The organism is Leucobacter sp. VD1 (genome assembly GCF_037150695.1).
Taxonomy (GTDB): domain Bacteria; phylum Actinomycetota; class Actinomycetes; order Actinomycetales; family Microbacteriaceae; genus Leucobacter.
On sequence record NZ_JBBCPO010000001.1, the window covers coordinates 664083 to 683559 of the forward strand.

Below are 19477 nucleotides of genomic sequence, written 5' to 3' on the forward strand. Positions count from 1 at the left end.
CTCGTCGGTGCGTGCCAACAGCGGGCCCGATCCGAGCCGCCGACCCGAGCAGAAAGTGGGGGAGCCGTGCCAGAAGGCCACTCCGTACACCGCATCGCGCGCCAGTTCGGCGTCAACTTTGTGGGCACTGCACCCGAGGTGACGAGCCCGCAGGGTCGGTTCTCGCAGGGGGCTGCGCTGCTCAGTGGGCGTGAGATGATCGACGCTCGCGCCGTGGGCAAGCAGATGTTTCTCGAGTTCGAGGGCGGGCACTGGCTGCGCGTGCACCTCGGCATCTACGGTGCCTGGGATTTCGCCGGAGACGTGGCCGTCGACCCGTCGATTCAGATTCACGCCAGCCCGTTCGGTCGAGGCAAGTTCGGTCAAACCGGTATGGCAGGAGTGGCCGACGGCCCCGTGGACAGTGCCGGCGAAGACTCCGTGACCTCGATCGGGGCACCGCGGCGCTCCCGCGTTGCGCATGTGCGCATGGCGGAACGCGACAAAGCCGAGGCTGTGAATGGCACGTTCCCGCCCGACCCCGTCGGGCAGGTGCGGGTGCGGTTGCTCACCGACACCGTGTGCGCCGACCTGCGTGGGCCGACCGCCTGCGAAGTGCTCACCCCTGCCGAGGTCGATGCCGTGATCCAGAAGCTGGGCCCCGACCCCGCCAATGCGAACACCCCCGCCGAGCGGGATCGCTTCGTGACACGCGCCCGCAAGAAGAAGACACCGATCGGGCTGGTGCTGATGGACCAGTCCATCGTCGCCGGAATCGGCAACGTGTATCGCGCTGAGATGCTCTTCCGGGCGCGACTGAACCCGCACACTCCGGCGAACACCCTCGATCCCGTCGTGCTCGAAGACCTGTGGGACGACTGGGCAAAACTCCTCGACATCGGCATCACCGTGGGCCAGATGATCACGATCGACGGTCTTGGGGGGGAGCGCTACCAGCGGGCGCTCGCCGAGCGCGACGAGCGCCACTGGGTGTACAAGCTCGAAGGAACGCCCTGCAAACGTTGCGGCACGAACATCGTGCTCGAAGAGTTCGGGGCGCGAAAGCTCTACTGGTGCCCCGGCTGCCAGCTGTGATCTGAGGCGTAGCTCGGGGCAGCTGCGGTGCGCCGCCTGCGGTTCAGCCGACGCTGGCGAGGGCGAAGGGGAGCACCGACGGCGCACCGGCCTCGCGCAGTGCGCGTGCTGCGACGGTGAGCGTCCAACGGCTGTCGACGAGATCGTCGACGAGCAGAATCGGCCCGGGGGTCTGGGCCACCGCCGCGGCGAGCTCGGAGCCGGCGCTGAAGCGATTCCACACCGACGCCAGCCTGAAGGCGCTGTTGCCGCCGGGGCCCGCGACGGGAATCGAAGCGTCGACGTCGAGGCTGCCGAGTAGTGGCAGGCGGCCGCGTTCGGCGATCGCCGCAGCCGTGCTTGCAACAAGCTGCGGTCGTGTGAGTGACGGCATGGAGACCACTGCGACGGGCCGCACTTCCCACGGCCAGTCGCGCAAGGTGGCGATCACGCCCTCCATCAGACGCGCGTCGATGGGGCGGTCTGCGGTCCCGGCGGCGAAGAGTTCACGCAGCGGCCCGCCCCAGCCGAGATCGGTGAGGCGAGCGACGGCCCGCCCTGCGGCGGGGCGCTGGGCCTCCGGGATGCGGCCCTTCACGGGGAGACCGCGGCGATCGGCACCCGTGGGCCAGATGCTGCGCGGATCGATCGGCACACCCACGCGCTGCAGCTGGCCGGAGGCCTGTTCTGCCGCCTGTGCCGGCACCTCTGCGGCGTACCACGCTCCCGCGCAGACATCGCACCGCCCGCAGGGTGTCGCGCTCGGGTCGTCGAGGTCGCGCTGCAGCAACTCCATGCGGCACGAGTCGCCGCGTTCGTAGTCGAGCATCGACCGTTGCTCGGCCTCGCGGGCGGCGGCGATGCGTGCATAGCGTTCGGCGTCATACTGCCAAGGCACGCCCGTGGCGACCCATCCACCTGACACGCGCTGCACGGCGCCGTCGACGTCGAGCACTTTGAGCAGCAGTTCCAAGGGGCTGCGCCTGATATCGACCCGCGCCTCCAGCGCCGGGGCGGAGAACGGCGGGGAACCAGGGTCGCCGAGCGCGGCGAGCACGGCGGCCGCACGTTCAGGATCGGGCATCGAGGCGGTGGCGAAGTATTTCCAGATCGCCGCGTCTTCGGAGCCCGGCAGCAGCAGCACATCGGCGTTCGCCGCTCCACGACCGGCGCGGCCGACCTGCTGGTAGTAGGCGACGGGGGAGGAGGGCGCCCCGAGATGCACGACGAAACCCAGGTCTGGCTTGTCGAAGCCCATACCCAGGGCGCTTGTAGCGATGAGCGCCTTCACCTCGTTCGCTTTCAGGGCGGTTTCGAGGCGATCGCGCTCCTCGGGGTCGGTGCGGCCCGTGTAGGCCGCCACCTCATATCCGGCATCGCGCAGAAGCCGGGCGGTGTCTTCTGCCGCCGAGACCGTGAGTGCATAGACGATGCCGCTGCCCTGCAGCTCGCCCAAGTGAGCGACGAGCCAGGCAAGACGTTCACCGGGCGTGGGCAGCGACAGGCAGCCCAGTCGCAGCGAATCTCGGGCCAGCGAGCCCCGCAGTGTCAGCACGTCGTGCCCCAGCTGATCCACCACATCATCGACCACCCGAGCATTCGCCGTCGCCGTGGTGGCGAGCACGGGCACGTTCCGGTCGAGCCCCGCCAGAAGCCCAGCGATGCGCCGGTAGTCGGGGCGGAAGTCGTGGCCCCAGTCGGAGATGCAGTGCGCCTCGTCGATGACGAGCAGGCCCATGCGTGCGAGCAGCCCAGGCAGCTGCTGCGCGCGGAAGCTCGGATTGTTCAGGCGCTCCGGCGAGACCAGCAGCACGTCGATCTCGTCAGCGGCCAACCCGCGCTCGATGCGATCCCACTCGTCGATCGTGGCGGAGTTGATCGCCGCCGCCCGCACCCCGGCGCGCTCAGCAGCTGCGACCTGGTCACGCATCAGCGCGAGCAGCGGCGAAACGAGCAGTGTCGGCCCCGCACCCCGCGCGCGCAGCAGCGCCGTCGCCACGAAGTAGACCGCCGACTTGCCCCAGCCGGTGCGCTGCACCACCAGCGCCCGACGGTGCTCGGCAACCAGCGCGTGAATCGCCTCGAACTGGCCCTCGTGAAACTCGGCGTCGTGTCGACCCGTAAGCCTGCGCAGCAGTTCGACGGCTTCGTCGCGGATGGTCTGCTCCTTGATATCCATGCCCCGATGATCGCAGAGACCACTGACATTGCTGCGGCACCGGCGGGTCGCCGCAGGGAAGGCTCGCCGCGATCCGCGATCCGCAATCCGTGTGGCATAATAGTTCTTTGTGCCACGGTGCGGCACTGCCGCGAGGGTCCGCACACGCCGTGAGCCCAACACCTCAATACTTTCACCATTCATTCCGCGTTCCGACTTGCGGCGGGCGCAGAGAGAGATCATCATGCAGAAGCTCGACCACGTCGATGCCGCGTCGCTCAAGAGCGACATTCCCGATTTCCGCGCCGGCGACACCGTCAAGGTGCACGTCAACATCGTCGAGGGCAACCGCTCGCGTGTCCAGGTGTTCCAGGGTGTTGTGATCGCTCGCCACGGCGAGGGTGTGCGTGAGACCTTCACGGTGCGCAAGATCAGCTTCCAGGTGGGCGTGGAGCGTAAGTTCCCCGTGCACTCGCCCGCGATCGACAAGATCGAGGTCGTGACGCACGGCGACGTGCGCCGTGCAAAGCTCTACTACCTGCGCGGCCTCACCGGCAAGAAGGCCAAGATCAAGGAGAAGCGCGACCGCTGAGTCGAGCTTTTCTGAACAGCGACCCCCGCTTCGGCGGGGGTTTCTGTGTTCTCAGGGCGTGAGTGGCAGGATGGACGGGTGCGGTCGATCGACGGCGCAGGAGAGAAGGAATACGAGATGAATGAAGCGGCTGTGCGGCCTCGGCGTCGCAGGAGCGGGCTGCTCGGGTTCCTGCGCGATCTCATCGTGATTCTGGTGGTTGCGTTTCTCGTATCGTTCCTGCTGAAAACCTTCCTGGTGCGCAGTTTCTACATTCCGTCGGAGTCGATGGAGCAGACGCTGCAGGTGAACGATCGCATCCTGGTAAATCAGCTGGTGCCCGATGTGATCGGTGTGAACCGCGGCGACATCGTGGTCTTCAGAGATCCGGGCGGATGGCTGCTGCCGCGCGGCAGCGAACCGCCTCAGGGCTTCGAGAAGGTGCTGCAGACCATCGGCCTCGCCGCCGACACGAGCAACGAGTACGTGGTGAAGCGCGTCATCGGCATCGGCGGCGACAGGGTGCAGTGCTGCGACGCTGAAGGGCGCGTCATGGTGAACGGTGTGCCCATCAACGAGCCCTATATCGTGATCCCGCCGGGCGAGGGCGGCCGCGCGTCGAAGATCGACTTCGACGTCACCGTGCCCGAGGGCTCGGTGTGGGTGATGGGCGACAACCGCTACCAGAGCAAGGATTCCCGCTACAACCAGGATCAGCCGGGGCGCGGCTTCGTGCCCGAGAGCGAGATCGTGGGCCGGGCCTTCGTGCTGAACTGGCCGCTCAACAGGTTCACCTGGCTGGGCACGCCCGAAGGCACCTTCACCGGTGTTGAGCAGGCTCGCGAGCAGGCAAGCAAGTAGTGACCGGCGAGAGTTCCGTCAGCGACGCGCCTTCCAAAGACCCCACGCTCGATATCGAATCGGCGTGCTTCGATGAGGGCTTCGACATGGTGATCGGGGTCGACGAGGTGGGGCGCGGCGCGGTGGCTGGGCCTGTTGCTGTAGGCGTGCACGCGGTGCTGCGGGGTACGAATGAGTTTCCCGAGGGGCTGCGCGATTCCAAGCTGCTGAGCGAGAAGCGCCGCGAGGCGTTGGCCCCCGCAGTGCGTCTGTGGGGTGCCGGTGCCGTCGGTTTCGCTAGCGCCGAGGAGATCGACGAGCACGGTATCAACGCGATGCTCGGTGAGGCCGGGCGGCGGGCGCTGCTGGAGTTGCACGCGGCTGGTGTCGCGGTTGAACGCGCGCTGATCCTGCTCGATGGCTCGCATGATTGGCTCAGCCCGGTGCTGCGCAGCCCGCTGCTGGTGCGCACTCGGGTGGGGGCGGATCGCAGTTGCGCGTCCGTGGCTGCGGCCTCGGTGCGTGCAAAGGTCGAACGCGATGCGCTGATGCGCGAGGCGCATGAGGCGCATCCCGAGTATGGCTGGTCTTCGAACAAGGGGTATGGATCGCGGGCACACTACGAGGGGATCGCCGCCAGTGGCCTCACCGAGTTGCACCGCCACACCTGGATCAAGCCCACCGCGTAGCTCGTTCGGGCCGCTGCTGCGACGTTCAGGGGGCGCATCGCGGTTGGACCTCAGCTGGACCTCCGTTCAGGGCGTGGATCGCAGCCCAGACGGAGGAAACAGCGGGGATCTCCGCCTGAGCTGCGATCTGCTGTCTGAGCTGCGGCGCGATAGGCTGGTGAGGTGAGTAACCGCGACATGTTGAGCGATGCGCCGATTGGCGTATTCGACTCGGGCGTCGGCGGTCTGACTGTGGCGCGGGCGATTCGAGATCAGTTGCCGCACGAGTCGATGATCTATGTCGGTGACACGCTGCGAACGCCATACGGGCCGCGCCCGATCGCCGAGGTGCGCAGCTTCGCGCTCGAAATTCTCGACGACCTCGTGGCCCAGGGCGTGAAGATGTTGGTGATTGCCTGCAACACGGCATCGGCTGCGGTGCTGCGCGATGCCCGAGAGCGCTACGAAGTGCCCGTGGTCGAGGTGATCGGCCCGACGGTGCGCAGTGCTGCTGCGATCACCCGCAACGGGCGGGTGGGGCTGATCGGCACCCAGGGCACGATTCAGTCGCGCGTCTACGACGATCTGTTCGCGATGCGGCCTGAGATCGCGCTCACCTCGGCAGCATGCCCGCGCTTCGTGGAGCTTGTCGAGGCCGGTCTTACCAGCGGGCCCGAAGTGCACGCTGTTGCTGAGGAATACCTGGCCCCGCTCATTGCGCAGCGCATCGACACGCTTGTGCTCGGCTGCACGCACTACCCGTTCTTGCGTGGTGTGCTCGCCAGCATTATGGGCCCCGATGTGGCGCTCGTATCGAGCGACATCGAAACCGCGAACGAGGTGTTTCGCGTGCTGACCGAGCAGGGGCTGCTGCGGCCTCCGGCCTCAGGCGATCCAGTCATTCGTTACGAGGCAACGGGCGCGGATGCGCGGGGCTTTGTCGATCTTGCCCGCCGTATGCTCGGAATCGGTATCGACGCCGTTGACCGTCTTGAAACCGGCGCGATCACGCTGCCCGGCTAACCGAAGCCGCTGCGCAGGAATGTCAGTGGTAGCCGGTACCGTACCGGCAGAGCCGACCCGCAGCGATCCTCTCGACTTGACCCCCCACCGAAGGAGACCACATGAGTGACCAGACCCGCGCCGATGGGCGCACACCGCAGCAGCTGCGCCCGGTGACGATCGAGCGGGGCTGGAGTGCCCAGGCCGAGGGCAGTGCTCTGATCTCCTTCGGAAACACGCGCGTGCTCTGCACGGCGTCATTCACCCCCGGCGTGCCCCGTTGGCTTGCGGGTAAGGGCACCGGCTGGGTCACCGCCGAGTATTCAATGCTGCCGCGTTCCACCAATGAGCGCATGCAGCGTGAATCAGTGAAGGGCCGAATCGGGGGCCGCACCCACGAGATCTCGCGACTGATCGGCCGAAGCCTGCGTGCCGTGATCGACACGAAGGCTCTGGGCGAGAACACGATCGTGATCGACTGCGATGTGCTGCAGGCCGATGGGGGCACCCGCACAGCCTCGATCACGGGTGCTTACGTGGCGTTGGCGGACGCGATCGAGTGGGCGCGTGAGCAGGGTCACATCGCTCGCAAGGCGCAGCCGCTGCGCGACAGCGTTGCAGCGGTGTCTGTCGGTATCGTCGGCACCACTCCGATGACCGACCTCGCATACGTCGAAGATTCTCGCGCCGAGACCGACATGAACGTCGTGGTGACCGGCTCCGGCGACTTCGTCGAGGTGCAGGGCACCGCCGAGGGCGCGCCGTTCAAGCGCGCCGAGCTCGACGCCCTGCTCGACCTGGCGCTCGCGAGCACCACAGAGCTCGGGCAGGTGCAGCGCGCCGCGCTCGCCCAGTCCGCGTCGAGCGGCACCGAGACCGTTGGGGGGCGATGACAATGACGCAGCAGTTGGTGCTCGCCTCGCACAACGCACACAAGCTTGAAGAACTGCGCCGCATTCTCGGGCCGCTGATTCCCGGTATCGAGCTCATCGGATACGACGGGCCTGAGCCCGTCGAGAATGGCCTGAGCTTCGAAGAGAACGCGCTGATCAAGGCGCGCGCGGCAGCCGCTCACACGGGTCTGCCGGCCATCGCCGATGACTCCGGTATCGCCGTCGACGTGCTCGGCGGATGCCCCGGCATCTTCTCGGCCCGCTGGGGTGGCCCCGCCCGCAGCGACACCGGAAATGTCGACCTCCTGCTGTGGCAGCTCACCGATGTCGCAGACGAGCACCGCGCCGCGAGCTTCGTATGCGCCGCCGCGCTGGTGGTGCCTCCTGGTGAGGGCGCCCACCTTACCGGTGGCCCTGGCGCTGGTGAAGTGTGCGAACTCGGCGTCTGGCCCGGTCGCGTGCTGCGCCAGCCGGCCGGTGAGCACGGCTTCGGGTACGACCCGATCTTCCAGCCCGATGGTGAGCAGCGTTCGGCCGCAGAACTCACGGCAGCTGAGAAAGATCTGCTGTCGCACCGCACACGCGCCTTTTCGGCGCTCGCGCCGGCGATCCGCTCGCAGCTGGGCTGAACGGACATTTGGCAGTCCTGCCGATGATCGGCGGTCGGTTGGTCGGCCGGCCGATGAACGCTCGGCCGGTCGGTCGCCAGGGAGCAACTCGGCCAGCTGGACAAGCGGCCGGAAAGGCAACATTCTTCGATGGATTCCAATGAGGGAGGACACACAGTGAGCGAATCGCAGGGGGGCCTGGTTCGGCCCGAGGTATCTGCGGCAGATGCCGCGACGATCGCGCGCGAGTGCTTCGGTATCGAGGCCGAAGCGCACGAGCTTGGCAGCAACCAGGATCGCAACTTCGTGCTGATCGAAACCGACGGCGGCCGCAGCGTGCTGCGCGTCGACAACCCGGTGTTCAGCGACGCCGAGCGCGACGCTCAGCACGCAGCGCTCGATGCCTATCGAGACGCAGGGATGCGTGTTGCATCCGTGCTGCCCGGTCTCGATGGTTCCTTGACCCAGCGCTGGCGCGGCTTCGCGGTGCGACGCAGCGCATTCGCAGAGGGCGAGCCGATTGTCGACGCCGGCTATCTCGCTCCCGTCGTGCTCGAAGAGTTTGGAGCCCTCGCTGCGGCCTCGGCGAACGCACTCGCCGATCTCACCCACCCCGGCCTCGAGCGCGATCACATGTGGGTGATGGAAGTCGCCCACGCGCAGACTGCGGCGTTGGCACCCGCCATCGCCGATGGTGAGCTGCGTCAGCGCGTGCTCGACATGGCCGACTCGGCCCAGCGCGCGCTCGACTGTGTGGTCGAGGCTCTGCCCGTCCAAGCCATCCACGGTGATCTCACCGACGACAACGTGACAGGCCTTCGCGGCCGCGATGGGCGTCTGCACCCGCACGTGATGCTCGACCTGGGTGATCTCGCCTACGGCTGGCGGGTGTCCGAACTTGCAGTCACCGCGAGCTCGATGCTGCACCACGACCCGGAACGGCCGCTGCGTGTGCTCGACACGATCGCCGCGTTCCACAGGGTCGCCCCGCTTTCGGCTGCCGAAGCGCGGGCCGTGTGGCCGCTGATCGTGCTGCGCGCGGCAGTGCTCGTTGCGAGCGGCTGGCGTCAGCTGGAGATCGATGGCAGCAACGACTACGCCCGCGAGCGTATTGCGGGCGAGCAGGCGATCTTCGAAGCTGCAACCGCGGTGCCGCTCGCGGAAGCGACCGAGCAGGTGCTCGCTCGTCTCGGCTTCCAGGGCGTCGCCCACGGGGCAGATCTGCAGCTGCTCGCGGTGCCGCAGGCCCCCGCAGTGGCGGCCGATCCGCACCCGCTGTCATCCCTGTTGGCGGGGTTCGATGGCGAGGTGGCGGTGCTCGACCCGGGCGTCGAGAGCGAGGCGCTCGATGCAGGCAAGTGGCTCGCGTCTGATGCCGAGCAGCAGCTCGTTGCCGCCGCGCTGGGCGACGGCGCCGAAGCCGCAGTGCTGCCCTACGGGGTGTACCGGCTCACCCGCACTGTAGTCGACGCGGCTGATGCGGCCGATACCTGGCCGATCGGCACCGAAGTGTGGGTGGCCGGTGGTGACACACGAGACGTGACCACTCCAATCGCAGGCACGGTAGCGGCAGCCACCGAGCGCGGGCTGCTACTCGAACTGCCGCACGGCTGGTATCTGTCGATCGACGGTGCTCCCGCCGCGGTCGAACTCGGTGCTGAGGTGGCGGCGGGCGAGCGAGTGGCTGCTCTGAGTGCCTCCGAGGCGCCCCGTCCGCTCGCCATAACGCTCTGCCGCGGCGACGCGCTCGACGGTATCGAACCGCCCATTCTCTCGGTCGAGGTGCCCGAGGCCGGGCGAGCCCAGCTCATCGCGCCCGAGCGCGTGCCTGCCTGGTCGCGATTCACTCACGACCCCGCCGCGCTGCTCGGCCTCGAATCGTGGGCGCAGCGCGACGAGGCCGGCGACGAGCAGGCACGACGCCAGCAGATCTTCGCGAGCGCGCAGGAACGCTACTACGAGCGCCCCATGCAGATCGAGCGAGGGTGGCGTCACCACCTCGTCGACACCACCGGACGCAGCTACATCGATATCGTCAACAATGTGACCGGGCTCGGGCACGGGCACCCCGGCGTTGCCGACGCGGTGAACCGCCAGATCCGCATCCTCAACACCAACTCCCGCTTCCTCTACCGCGAACTGGCCGAGTACAGCGAGCGGTTGCTCGCACTGCTGCCAGAAGGATCGGGGCTCGACACGGTACTGCTCGTGAACTCAGGTTCCGAAGCCGTCGACCTCGCGCTGCGGCTTGCGCAGGCCGCCACCGGCCGCAAGACCGTGGTGGCGTTGCGCGAGGCCTACCACGGCTGGACGATGGCCTCCGATGCCGTCACCACGAGCGCCTACGACAACCCCTACGCGCTCGAAAACAGGCCCGACTGGGTGCACGTCGCCGATGTGCCCAATCGCTTCCGCGGTACGCACCGCGGCGAGGCCGGCGATGTGAGCGTGGGCGCGCGCTACGCCGCTGATCTCGGGTCAGAACTCGACGCCCTTGCCGCATCCGGCCGCGACGTCGCCGCGTTCATCTGCGAGTCGGTGCTGGGCAACGCGGGCGGCGTGCTGCTGCCTGACGGCTATCTGGCCGACGCCTACGCCCGAGTGCGGGCCGCTGGTGGGCTCTGCATCGCCGACGAGGTGCAGGTGGGCTTCGGTCGTATGGGCTCCAGCTTCTGGGGCTTCGAGCAGTCGGGCACCGTGCCCGATCTCATCACGATCGCAAAGCCCATGGGTAACGGCTTCCCGATCGGCGGGGTGATCACATCGAAGCGCATCGCAGACGCGCTCGCCACGCAGGGGCAGTTCTTTTCCTCGGCGGGCGGCAACCCGCTCAGCTGCCGGGTGGGGCTCGCGGTGCTCGACGCCATGGAGCAGGAAGGGCTGCAGCAGAACGCACTAGAGGTCGGCAGCCGTCTCGCCGAGGGGTTCCGCGCGCTCGCCGAGCGCCACGAGATCATCGGCCCGGTGCACGGCGAAGGGCTTTACCTCGGTGTCGAGTTGGTTCGCGATCGCGACACGATGGAGCCCGCCACCGAGGAGGCTGCGGCGATCTGCGAGCGCATGCGCGAGCTTGGTGTGATCGTGCTCACCACCTCTGAGCGATCGAATGTGCTCAAGGTGAAGCCTCCGCTGTGTCTCACCGCCGAGAGCGCCGATTTCGTCGTCGCTCAGCTCGACCGAGTGCTCAGCACCGGTTGGTGATCTCGATCGGTCGGGGGCCTCTGCACGTGTGCAAGCCCCCGACCGGTCCCAGCCGAGTGCACCCTCGCAACGAGAACGCGCCCATCAGCAAGCAAGTCAGCCGGCAAGCAAGCACTCCGGCAAGCCAGCCCAGCTCGACTCGGCATCACAGCTGCAGGATTGCCTTCGCGATCATGAAGTACACGATCAGCCCGGTCGCGTCGACAAATGTCGAAATGAACGGGTTCGAGAACACTGCTGGGTCGACGCGCACCGCTCGCGCGAGCAATGGCATGCAGCCACCCACAGCAGCGGCCAAGGTGCACACGGCGAGCAGCGTGAGCCCGATGACCGCGCCGATGTTCGGCGCGTAGATGAGCGACGCAATCGTGAAGCCGAGACCGCCGAGCAGTAGCCCGAGCATGGCTCCGGTGCGCAGTTCGCGGGAGAGCACGCGCACGACATCTTTTGGCCGCACATCGCCGAGGGCAAGGGCGCGGGTTACTGTGGTCGCTGCCTGGTTGCCAGTGTTGCCTCCGGTGCCGATGAGCAGCGGTACGAAGAGCGCGAGCACGGTCACTTGTTCGAGGGTTGATTCGAACACTGAGAGCACCTGCACCGTGAGGGTGGCCCCGATCGCGAGCACCAGCAGCCACACCACTCGTGAGCGCACGATCGTGCGCACCGGTGTCGAGAGGTAGGGGCGCCGTAGCGGTTCGGTGCCGCCCTGGCGGGCCGTGTCTTCGTTTTCTTCTCGTTCGAGCACCCGCACGGCGTCGTCGATGGTGAGCATGCCGACGAGCCGGTGCTCACTATCGACGACGGGCAGCGCGAGTAAGGCGAGGTCGGCGCAGCGTCGTGCCGCACCCTCGGCCGGTTCTACGGCCTCGGCTGTGTGAGCCGACTGCATACAGCTTTCGACGGGAGCGGTTGCTGCTGCGCCGAGCAGGTCGCGAAGGCTTACGACACCGACCACCTGCCGGCCAGCGTCGAGCACCGGGATCGTGTAGACGGTCTCTGCGGTGTCGAGGCCGGCATGTACGCGCGCGAGTGATTGCTCGACGGTGAGGCCGACGCGGGTCGTCACGCACTCGGTGGTCATCCTCCGCCCGGTGCTGCCTTGCGGGTAGCCGAGTATGGTGGCGGTGACGAGGCGGTCTTGTTCGGGCAGTCCGCGCAGCAGCCGGTTGGCGAGCGAGGCGGGTAGTTCTTCGAGTAGCCGGGCCCGGTCGTCGGGGTCGAGTTCTGCGAAGAGGTGCGCTACGTCTGCATCGTGCAGACCCGCGAAGAGGTCGCTCTGCAGTTCTGGGTCGAGTGATTCAAAGACCTGCAAGGCGCACTCCTTGCTGAGGAGGCGGAACACGATGGCCCGTTTCCGTAGGCTGAGTCGATCGAAGAGGGGAAGAATATCTGCGGGCGCGAGGGGTGCCAGCGTGTGTGTCAGCGCGTGCAGATCTCGTGCCGTGAGTTGTTGCTCGATGGTGTCGATGATTCCGTCGAATACGGGGGTGCTCTGGGCGGCCATAAGGGCTCCTTCGAGGAGGCGCGCAGCGGGGCGCGTGCGCGGTGCGTCGCGCCGCAGGCGTTCTGAGCGCGCGGCGCATGGATATATGACGCCGGGCCGCGGGCTGCCGTCAACTAGTGCAGGCGGGCAGCAGAGGCGAGCACGAAGCCCGGCTGATGACTGCAACTGTCACTTGACATCGGGCTCACCTCGCTTCGTTCGTGTTGCGTGGATCGACGGCTTCGCCGGTGGGTGGTGCGGAGGATCCGCAGCGACCCTAACAGGATCGCGCTGCGGCGACAAGTCGTGCCGGTGCGGCCTGGTCTTACGCTCCGCGGGTTTCTGCGAGGGTTCGCTCCAATAGTTCGCGCAGCACGCGCCGGTCGACCTGGGAGAGGCGTGTCAGGTAGAGGCAGGCTTTGCTTGCGCGGTGCGGCCCGAGCTGTTCGAGAAGCTCTGGCCAGCGTTCTGAGAAGTCAGGCGTGAGATAGAGAGTGTGTTTTGCTGAGCCTGTTGCGAAGGCGAGCTCGGGGGCGCGTCCGCTGTGGCCGCTGTCGTAGTGGTAGGTGTATTCGCCGAAGCCGATGATGCGGCCTGCCCACACCAAGCCTTCGGTGCCGCTGAGGTCGGTATGGAGGGCGAGCAGTTCGTCGGCTTCGGCGCGGCGCGGGCCTGAAACGCGGTCGAGTACTTCGACCACTGGCGTGTCGGAGGGTGACATTGCCGGCTCTTTCTTGGCCATGGAGCTCCTCGGATCGGTGCGATGCCACCGTGTGACGGTGCTCGCATCCTACAGCTGTGGGTGGGCATGCGCGCGGATGCCGCGCTGGCGGCGGATCCCGGTCGCCCCGGGCCCGCGCGTCTGGCCGGCCTCGGGGGTGACCGCCCACTGTGAGCAACCTTGGTTGACGAAGTGTCGCTTGGCAATGTAGGTTGACAATATGGAATCGTTGCACGTCGCCGAAGCCGCCGCTGATACGCGAGACCCCCGAACAGGCCTGCGCGCCATCGCCTCGCTGCGTTCCCTCACTGAACGTCTCGAACTCGCACAGGTCGAAGCAGGACTACGCGCCGGTATGAACTGGCAGGAGATCGCTGACGCGCTCGGGGTGTCACGTCAGGCGGTGCACAAGAAGTATGCCAAACGGATCGACCCATCGATCCCCGTTCCGAGGAGAACCCGGTGAGTAAATTCACGACCGCCGCGGCCACGAGCCACACACTTTCACTCGCTGCGATGGAGGAAGCCTCCCGCACAGGGGAGCGCACCGCCGGCGTCGACCACCTGCTGCTCGCGCTCGTGGTGAGTGAGCAGGCGGCAGGGCAGGTGCTGCGCAGCTTCGGAATCACGCTCGACACTGCGCGCGAAGCCGTCGCGGCGCAGCACGCCGCCCAACTCGCCGCGCTGGGTATCACCGCCGCAGCACCCCCGTCCGGCCGGATCACCTTCCATGAGACGGGAGACTACCGCTGGGGTGAGCAGGCGCTCGACATTCTTACCAGAGCATCGAAAGGCTCGCGCCAGGGCGATGCCTCAGCCGTGCTGCGCGAACTCATCGCCGAACCGAGCGGATTCGTCGAGGCCGTGCTGCGCCGCCTCGGGGCAGAAGTCGATGAGGTGCGCACCCGGCTCGCCGGGGCCGAGCAACTCCCCGGCCTGCCTCAGGCGGGGATCACCCCCGCAGTGCTCACGGGCTCGGCCGAAAGCTTCGTGCCGGCACCGCCAGAGCACGTCTGGGCGCTGCTCGACGATCCCGCCCGCTTCGCGGAGTGGGAGCCGGGCACCGCAAGCGTCGAAGATGTTCCTGAGCGCGTGTGCGTCGGCTCAAGCTGGCGCGCCCTCACCCGCACGGAGCGCCCTGACGGGAAGCCGCTGCGGGTCAACCCCCACTACCGCGCCTCGCTCGTCGAACTCACCGCACGCGAGCCCCTGCACCTCATCGAGTGGCGCTTCTCATGGCCAGACGCTCCGCGCAGCAACACGAAACGGATCCGCATCGCCCTCGAACAGGCCGCCGGTGGCACCCAGCTGCGCACCTCCCTCGCGTGGGAGCGGAACCTGGAACGCGGAACGCGGATCCGCCGCCTGCTGCAGCCGCTGCTGCGGCCCGTGCACCGCTTTGTGATCTGGATGCAATTGACGCAGCTCGGTGCTGGGATCAGCAGGGCCTTCCGGTGAGGGGTCTGCTTTCGAAGCCGTGCAACAGCACGACGGCTGCGCCAGCGGCGGTCGGTGCTGCCTCTTGAGGGCCCGCTGATCCGCCCATCACACGCGAGTGATCAATCACTCAGCACCTCTCCGCTGGCCTTGAATGTCAGTTGGGAGACTTCATCGTCGGCCTCGATGACCACAGTGAACGTGTCTGCTGCCGTGCTCGGCCGGTGACGAATCACCACGGAACTGCCGGCGTGCAGCCCCCGCAAGACACTCGCAAGTCGCGTTGCAAGCGCCAACCCCACGGTGCCCCCTCGCTGAGCACCGAGCGACTCTCCCGTCAATCGCACGGCAACGCCGCGCCGCCTGGCTGCCGCGACCTCGGACGTCATCGCCGGGTGATTGAAGATGGGGGCGCTGAGCTGGTCGCGCAAGCTCGCCTCAGCCATGCGAACATCGCGCATCAGTTCCTCGTCGACAGTGTCTGCGGTGGTGAGGCGTCTCAGCACGTCATTCGTGCCGGAATCGGTGAGTGCATGGTGCAGCCGCAAGCGGATCAATTCACGAGCATCAGCTCTGCGGGCATCCAGGAGCGCAGCTGCCCGGGAGTCGAACGTGTTGCCAGCCCGCAGCAAGCGGCCAACATAGACGACCCAAGCGAGGGCCAACAGCAGCATGCACAAGAGATAGCCCAGCGAGAGAAACTCGCGCAGGCTCGGCCCGTTCGCAACGACCTGCACAGCCGCAGCCGCCAGCATCAGCATGCCCGCAGTGAGTGCCAGCACCCGATGCCCCTCCAGCAGCACCAAGATGACGAGCACCATCGCAAATGTGAACAGCGAGGGCAGGTATTCGGTGGTGTTGAGGTTTACCCTGATCACGGCGGTGCCGTAGGCGCACGCGACGATAATGGCAACGCGGCTCCTGCGAAACCTGTGCAGTGCCGGGTGGAAACCACTCAGGTATGTTGCTGTGCCCAGACACGCTGCAACCGCCGCCCACACGACCACGGACGCCGCCGCCGCGTCAACGTCGCGTTTCAGCGCAGCCTCAATGAGAGGTGTTGCCAGCAGCATGATCAATAGCCAGATCATCGGCCCCGGCCGGTGCAGCGGGACCCAGGTGGAATCACGTCGCTTGAAGTGGGACGGCGACATTGTCCCGCCGCCTACACGCGTCTCCACGTCAGCACCACCTCCGTTCCCGAACCTGGGGATGTGACCACCCGCGCCTCTCCGCCGGGAAGATCCCTCATTCGGGCCACAATCGAGCCTGAGACCCCGAGCCGATTCTCGCCGATGATTGACGGACTGAAGCCGGGCCCATCATCAGACACCACCACCCGTGCGCAATCATCCTGGAACGAGATCAGCACCTTACGGTGTGCAGCTGGCGCGTGTTTCGCACTGTTGCGCAGCGCCTCAAGCGCGGCATCCAGGAGCGAAGCAATCACGATGCTCGGGAGAGTGCCCTCGTTGCGAAGCACCACGACCGAGACTTCGGGATCGATCTGAGCGAAGTCGCTCGGCAGCACTGCGTCAATCTCCTCAACATTGACTTCACCGGCACTGCGTCGCTCTTGTTCCTCCAGAAGCGTCAGCGCTGCTCGGGCCGAGGAGCGGAGAGCATTGTCTACGGCACCGCCGCTCCACATCACCTGAGTGAGCACCCCCAGCGCGCGATCATGCACTGCGCTACCGAGCCGCCGTGCCTCACGCAGTTCTTCACGCGTCGCTGCCGCGTCGACCGCACGCTGACGCCAACGATCCTGGCGGGCACCGTAGTGCATAAGACGCGCGCGCAGAGCGAGCAACACGACCGGGTAACCAACATTCGTGAACTGCACCAGTGTGACGACCACCATGTGCACCGTCACGAACCCTGAATCGAACCAGAATGACAGCGCGGGAAACGTAGCGACGAGTGCAGCGAAGAGATTAATCGTCAGATACGGGTGCGAGGCTCGCCGCAGCAGCGCAATGAAGCTTAGATACACGCCGGTGAGCATCCAGCCGGTCTGCCACACCTCGGGAGAGATTTCCCCGGTGAGTGATTGGAATGTGAGCACCTGCAACAGGAAGCCGAGCACGACCATCAAGCACAGCAGTATGTAAAGCGTGCGGCTCCGCATCCGCGTTGCCCCCACAGCAACGATGAGCAGGCCAAGCAGAAGCACGGCATACCCCGCGATCGCCCACCAGGCCTGCCGCGTGGGGGAGAGCCACTGCTCTGCGATCCACATCGCGCCAAGAGCGAGACCGCCGAGCGCGACGAAACCGGCGAATCGCCGGTTCAGAAGCTCGATACGAGAAGCTGAATCAGTCATCGATACGCAGAATGCCATCCTCCACAGCGCGGCGGAAGAGATCAATCTTCGAACTCACCGGCCGATCTTGATCGGCGTACTTGGCGCGGATATTGCGAATGTGGTCGATCACCGTGTCTTCCGAGATGAACAACGCCCTGGCCACGCGTTTCGCAGGCTCGCCGCCCGCGTACAGTGCGAGCACTTCGACCTCTCGGGGCGTGAGCAGCGTGGCGACGAAGCCGCGGTCGGCTTCGAGCGCCGCAGCCCACTCAGCATCGGGCACCGCGGTGTTGCCGTGCACTGCTCTGATCGCGCTGACGAGCGTTTGCGGCGGAGCCGACTTTCGCACCACAGCAGCCACCCCCGCACGGGTCGCCTCGCGGATCAGGTGGGGCTGCTCTCCGCTCGTGAAGGCGATGACCTTCTTGGCGAGCTTGCTCACTGCTGCGACGTTGTCGCTGGTGGTCGAGCCGTCGCCGAGAGACAGATCCAAAAGCACCACGTCATAGGGGTGTGGCGGTCGAGGCAGACCGTTCGGTGAAGTCGCAGTAGCGACGACCTCAATATCCTTCTCAGCGTTCAGCAGCGCTGTCACGCCTTGCGCGATCACCGCATGATCGTCGATAACCCCAATGTTGATCATGGTCCCTCCAGGGCACAGCGCTCCGATCGGGACGCAGCCCGAGTGAATAGAACGGCGCCCTCGTGAGAACGCGACCTCACTCGCACAGTACCGCAAAGTGGTGAGCGGCATCGGATCGGGGTATGGGGGACGACCCGGCACCGCTCACCACCGCCCAAGGAGCTCTGGGAGCGCTGGGCGTGGGCCTCGGGCCTGGCCTGTGTGGGGTCACAGGGCCGCCGAGATGGTCGAGTGACCAGCACCAAGCTACAGCGCTTCTGGGGTGCTCAAAACCCCAATCAGTGGGGGTTGTTCACGGCGGATCCCGCAACGAACATAGTCAGGTGCGTCAAGCGGCCGGGTGCCGTGCAGGCGCGTTCGAAGTTGAGAGGTTGACTCTGGTGCAGGGTGCAAAACACGTGCCCCGGGGTCCACGGTACGCAAGATTCTGAGGGGACAAACTTATGAGACGACGCAAGATACGAGGTGCGGTGATGGGGCTCCTCGTGCCTGTCATCGGAGTGATGATGGCGCTCGTCGGCACTGTGCCCGCTGAGGCGGTGCAACCCGTCGCCCCGAACCCACAGATTGCAGAGCCATTCCAGGCCCCGCTGTGCGAGGGCGCGACGAGATTCGACCCCCTGCACCCGATGAACGACCCGATCAGCGACTTGAGTGAGGTGTTTGGACAACGACTCACCGACTACAACGCCGGAAAGATGGTCATGTTGTACGCCAACTCGGGTATGAACGTCGACGGAGAGGTGCCGGTGTGCGGCACCCGCTACGAAGCCGAGCTGGGTGGGCCTGTCTCTGAATGGTTGTACTGCACAGATATTCACAGTCTCACCTGCTCGGCAACCGACGCCGAGGGGCGTCTCGTTGAGGGCGATGTCGTTGTCGACGGCCTGCTCGACCTTGACGGGAACCCACGGCTCGATGCCTCGCAGGAACGCCTCATCCGACATATTCTCACCACTGATCTCACGGTGATGGTCAACGGATCACCCCTGGTGATCGGCAATGCGAACGGGGAATCGCGCACCTACCGGCAGTGGTCGGTGTGGTGCGTCTCTGACCCCGACGGAGGGGACTTCGATCTGTTGCAGGCGTTCTGCGCGGCAAACTTCACTGATGCGCAGAAGCAGGCCATGCTTGACGCGCTGCCTGCAGATCCCTTCTTCGAGCCAACCCTGTCGGCGGCTTCGAGCGAAGCGAGCATTGGAATCGACGATACCGTCGAGGTGACGCTGACCACGAACCTGTTCGGCACGCCGATCACGATCGATGCCCCTGGCGCCACGGTGAGTGTCTGCCCTGCGTCTCAGGGCACCGCGAACATCGTTGATGGTGTGCTGCTTGTCAGCTCAGGTGATGCTGCGCAGGCGACGGTGTCGCTCTGCGTCTCATGGCAGGAAGCCGGCACGCATGCCATCGGCTTCTCGGCACTCCCTGAGACCCTTTCGAGTGAGGCGCTCGGGTGGGTGCAGTCGCCGAGCATCGTTGACGGAAAGCCCTGCCAGGTCTTCTCGAACTTCCGCTCGCAGGTGACTGACGTCTTGACCGCTGGGCTCACTGTTGCAGTGGAGTACCCCGTTGTTCCCGTCGAGCCCGCAAGTCCCGTGATTCCGGGCGGTTCATCCGAGCCGAGCAGCCCTGCTGCGCCGGCGGTGGGAGTCGCCCCTGGTGCAGAGGGTCAGGAAAGCGCCCAGCAACTTGCGCGCACGGGGAGCACCGCGCCCGTGTGGGCCGGACTGGTCGCGGCAATGCTGCTGACCGCAGGAAGCGGAGTGTGGATCGCGCATCGTCGCCGCGCCGTACGGGGCTGATGATCGCGGCTCCTGCCGGGTGAGGGTCAACGACGCCGCTGGCTGCTGACCGAATTGAAAGTGATGGGTCGCTGGGCTTTGGCACA

Annotated in this window: 17 protein-coding genes; 11 read left to right on the forward strand and 6 right to left on the reverse strand. The window is 66.5% G+C overall.

Going from position 1 to position 19477, the window contains the following annotated elements:
• Positions 1-66 precede the first annotated feature (66 nt).
• Positions 67-1074 (forward strand): Fpg/Nei family DNA glycosylase, encoded by a 1008-nt coding sequence (locus tag WFL22_RS03120; protein WP_336991429.1) that lies wholly within the window; start codon positions 67-69, stop codon positions 1072-1074.
• A gap of 43 nt (positions 1075-1117) precedes the next feature.
• On the opposite strand, the gene WFL22_RS03125 is transcribed toward WFL22_RS03120, so the two are convergent.
• Positions 1118-3232, reverse strand: a complete 2115-nt coding sequence (locus WFL22_RS03125; protein WP_336991430.1) for a RecQ family ATP-dependent DNA helicase — start codon at positions 3230-3232, stop codon at positions 1118-1120.
• A 223-nt stretch (positions 3233-3455) separates the two neighbouring features.
• On the opposite strand from WFL22_RS03125, the gene rplS reads away from it, so the two are divergent.
• The 7 genes from rplS to WFL22_RS03160 all read left to right on the forward strand — a co-directional run bounded on the left by rplS (position 3456) and on the right by WFL22_RS03160 (position 10994).
• Complete coding sequence (gene rplS / locus WFL22_RS03130; RefSeq protein ID WP_024357218.1) at positions 3456-3803, forward strand: 50S ribosomal protein L19; 348 nt, start codon at positions 3456-3458, stop codon at positions 3801-3803.
• Positions 3804-3920: 117 nt separating this feature from the next.
• Positions 3921-4643: a signal peptidase I gene (gene lepB / locus WFL22_RS03135; RefSeq protein ID WP_336991431.1), complete on the forward strand. Its 723-nt coding sequence runs from the start codon at positions 3921-3923 to the stop codon at positions 4641-4643.
• Positions 4644-4729: 86 nt separating this feature from the next.
• A complete protein-coding gene (locus tag WFL22_RS03140) occupies positions 4730-5311 on the forward strand; it encodes a ribonuclease HII (protein WP_336651644.1) in 582 nt (193 codons plus the stop codon).
• Between the two features lie 180 nt (positions 5312-5491).
• The gene (murI, locus tag WFL22_RS03145) at positions 5492-6313 is read left to right on the forward strand and encodes a glutamate racemase (RefSeq protein WP_336651643.1); all 822 of its coding nucleotides are present in this window, start codon (positions 5492-5494) and stop codon (positions 6311-6313) included.
• 101 nt (positions 6314-6414) lie between these two features.
• A complete protein-coding gene (gene rph / locus WFL22_RS03150; protein ID WP_336991432.1) occupies positions 6415-7185 on the forward strand; it encodes a ribonuclease PH in 771 nt (256 codons plus the stop codon).
• A gap of 2 nt (positions 7186-7187) precedes the next feature.
• On the forward strand, positions 7188-7814 hold the full coding sequence (locus WFL22_RS03155) for a non-canonical purine NTP pyrophosphatase (RefSeq protein WP_336651174.1): 627 nt from the start codon (positions 7188-7190) through the stop codon (positions 7812-7814).
• A 156-nt stretch (positions 7815-7970) separates the two neighbouring features.
• On the forward strand, positions 7971-10994 hold the full coding sequence (locus WFL22_RS03160) for an aminotransferase (protein ID WP_336991433.1): 3024 nt from the start codon (positions 7971-7973) through the stop codon (positions 10992-10994).
• A 145-nt stretch (positions 10995-11139) separates the two neighbouring features.
• Here the strand turns inward: WFL22_RS03160 and mgtE are convergent, their stop codons facing one another.
• Positions 11140-12498 carry a magnesium transporter gene (mgtE, locus tag WFL22_RS03165; protein WP_336991434.1) on the reverse strand — a complete coding sequence of 453 codons (1359 nt, stop codon included), beginning with the start codon at positions 12496-12498 and terminating at the stop codon, positions 11140-11142.
• Between the two features lie 304 nt (positions 12499-12802).
• Positions 12803-13219, reverse strand: coding sequence for a DUF1801 domain-containing protein (locus tag WFL22_RS03170; protein WP_336651171.1), 417 nt, complete (start codon positions 13217-13219; stop codon positions 12803-12805).
• A gap of 199 nt (positions 13220-13418) precedes the next feature.
• Here WFL22_RS03170 and WFL22_RS03175 point away from each other — a divergent pair, with 199 nt between their 5' ends.
• Both WFL22_RS03175 and WFL22_RS03180 read left to right on the forward strand, forming a co-directional pair.
• Positions 13419-13664, forward strand: coding sequence for a hypothetical protein (locus WFL22_RS03175; RefSeq protein ID WP_336651170.1), 246 nt, complete (start codon positions 13419-13421; stop codon positions 13662-13664).
• On the forward strand, positions 13661-14656 hold the full coding sequence (locus tag WFL22_RS03180) for an SRPBCC family protein (RefSeq protein WP_336991436.1): 996 nt from the start codon (positions 13661-13663) through the stop codon (positions 14654-14656). The genes WFL22_RS03175 and WFL22_RS03180 overlap by 4 nt, the downstream gene beginning before the upstream one ends.
• Positions 14657-14757: 101 nt before the next feature.
• Here WFL22_RS03180 and WFL22_RS03185 read toward each other — a convergent pair whose 3' ends face one another.
• The 3 genes from WFL22_RS03185 to WFL22_RS03195 all read right to left on the reverse strand — a co-directional run bounded on the left by WFL22_RS03185 (position 14758) and on the right by WFL22_RS03195 (position 17583).
• The gene (locus WFL22_RS03185; RefSeq protein ID WP_336991438.1) at positions 14758-15708 is read right to left on the reverse strand and encodes a hypothetical protein; all 951 of its coding nucleotides are present in this window, start codon (positions 15706-15708) and stop codon (positions 14758-14760) included.
• Positions 15709-15800: 92 nt separating this feature from the next.
• Positions 15801-16958: a sensor histidine kinase gene (locus WFL22_RS03190; protein ID WP_336991440.1), complete on the reverse strand. Its 1158-nt coding sequence runs from the start codon at positions 16956-16958 to the stop codon at positions 15801-15803.
• Positions 16951-17583 (reverse strand): response regulator transcription factor, encoded by a 633-nt coding sequence (locus WFL22_RS03195; RefSeq protein WP_336651166.1) that lies wholly within the window; start codon positions 17581-17583, stop codon positions 16951-16953. Before WFL22_RS03195 ends, WFL22_RS03190 begins: the two co-directional genes overlap by 8 nt.
• 443 nt (positions 17584-18026) lie before the next feature.
• Here WFL22_RS03195 and WFL22_RS03200 point away from each other — a divergent pair, with 443 nt between their 5' ends.
• Positions 18027-19391, forward strand: a complete 1365-nt coding sequence (locus tag WFL22_RS03200; RefSeq protein WP_336991441.1) for a hypothetical protein — start codon at positions 18027-18029, stop codon at positions 19389-19391.
• Positions 19392-19477 lie beyond the last annotated feature (86 nt).

Coding starts and splice junctions, on each gene's coding strand:
- WFL22_RS03125 (WP_336991430.1), bottom strand. CDS start 3,232: ATGGATATCAAGGAGCAGACCATCCGCGACGAAGCCGTCGAACTGCTG.
- rplS (WP_024357218.1), top strand. CDS start 3,456: ATGCAGAAGCTCGACCACGTCGATGCCGCGTCGCTCAAGAGCGACATT.
- lepB (WP_336991431.1), top strand. CDS start 3,921: ATGAATGAAGCGGCTGTGCGGCCTCGGCGTCGCAGGAGCGGGCTGCTC.
- WFL22_RS03140 (WP_336651644.1), top strand. CDS start 4,730: ATGGTGATCGGGGTCGACGAGGTGGGGCGCGGCGCGGTGGCTGGGCCT.
- rph (WP_336991432.1), top strand. CDS start 6,415: ATGAGTGACCAGACCCGCGCCGATGGGCGCACACCGCAGCAGCTGCGC.
- WFL22_RS03155 (WP_336651174.1), top strand. CDS start 7,188: ATGACGCAGCAGTTGGTGCTCGCCTCGCACAACGCACACAAGCTTGAA.
- mgtE (WP_336991434.1), bottom strand. CDS start 12,498: ATGGCCGCCCAGAGCACCCCCGTATTCGACGGAATCATCGACACCATC.
- WFL22_RS03170 (WP_336651171.1), bottom strand. CDS start 13,219: ATGGCCAAGAAAGAGCCGGCAATGTCACCCTCCGACACGCCAGTGGTC.
- WFL22_RS03175 (WP_336651170.1), top strand. CDS start 13,419: ATGGAATCGTTGCACGTCGCCGAAGCCGCCGCTGATACGCGAGACCCC.
- WFL22_RS03185 (WP_336991438.1), bottom strand. CDS start 15,708: ATGCTGCTGGCAACACCTCTCATTGAGGCTGCGCTGAAACGCGACGTT.
- WFL22_RS03190 (WP_336991440.1), bottom strand. CDS start 16,958: ATGACTGATTCAGCTTCTCGTATCGAGCTTCTGAACCGGCGATTCGCC.
- WFL22_RS03195 (WP_336651166.1), bottom strand. CDS start 17,583: ATGATCAACATTGGGGTTATCGACGATCATGCGGTGATCGCGCAAGGC.
- WFL22_RS03200 (WP_336991441.1), top strand. CDS start 18,027: ATGAGACGACGCAAGATACGAGGTGCGGTGATGGGGCTCCTCGTGCCT.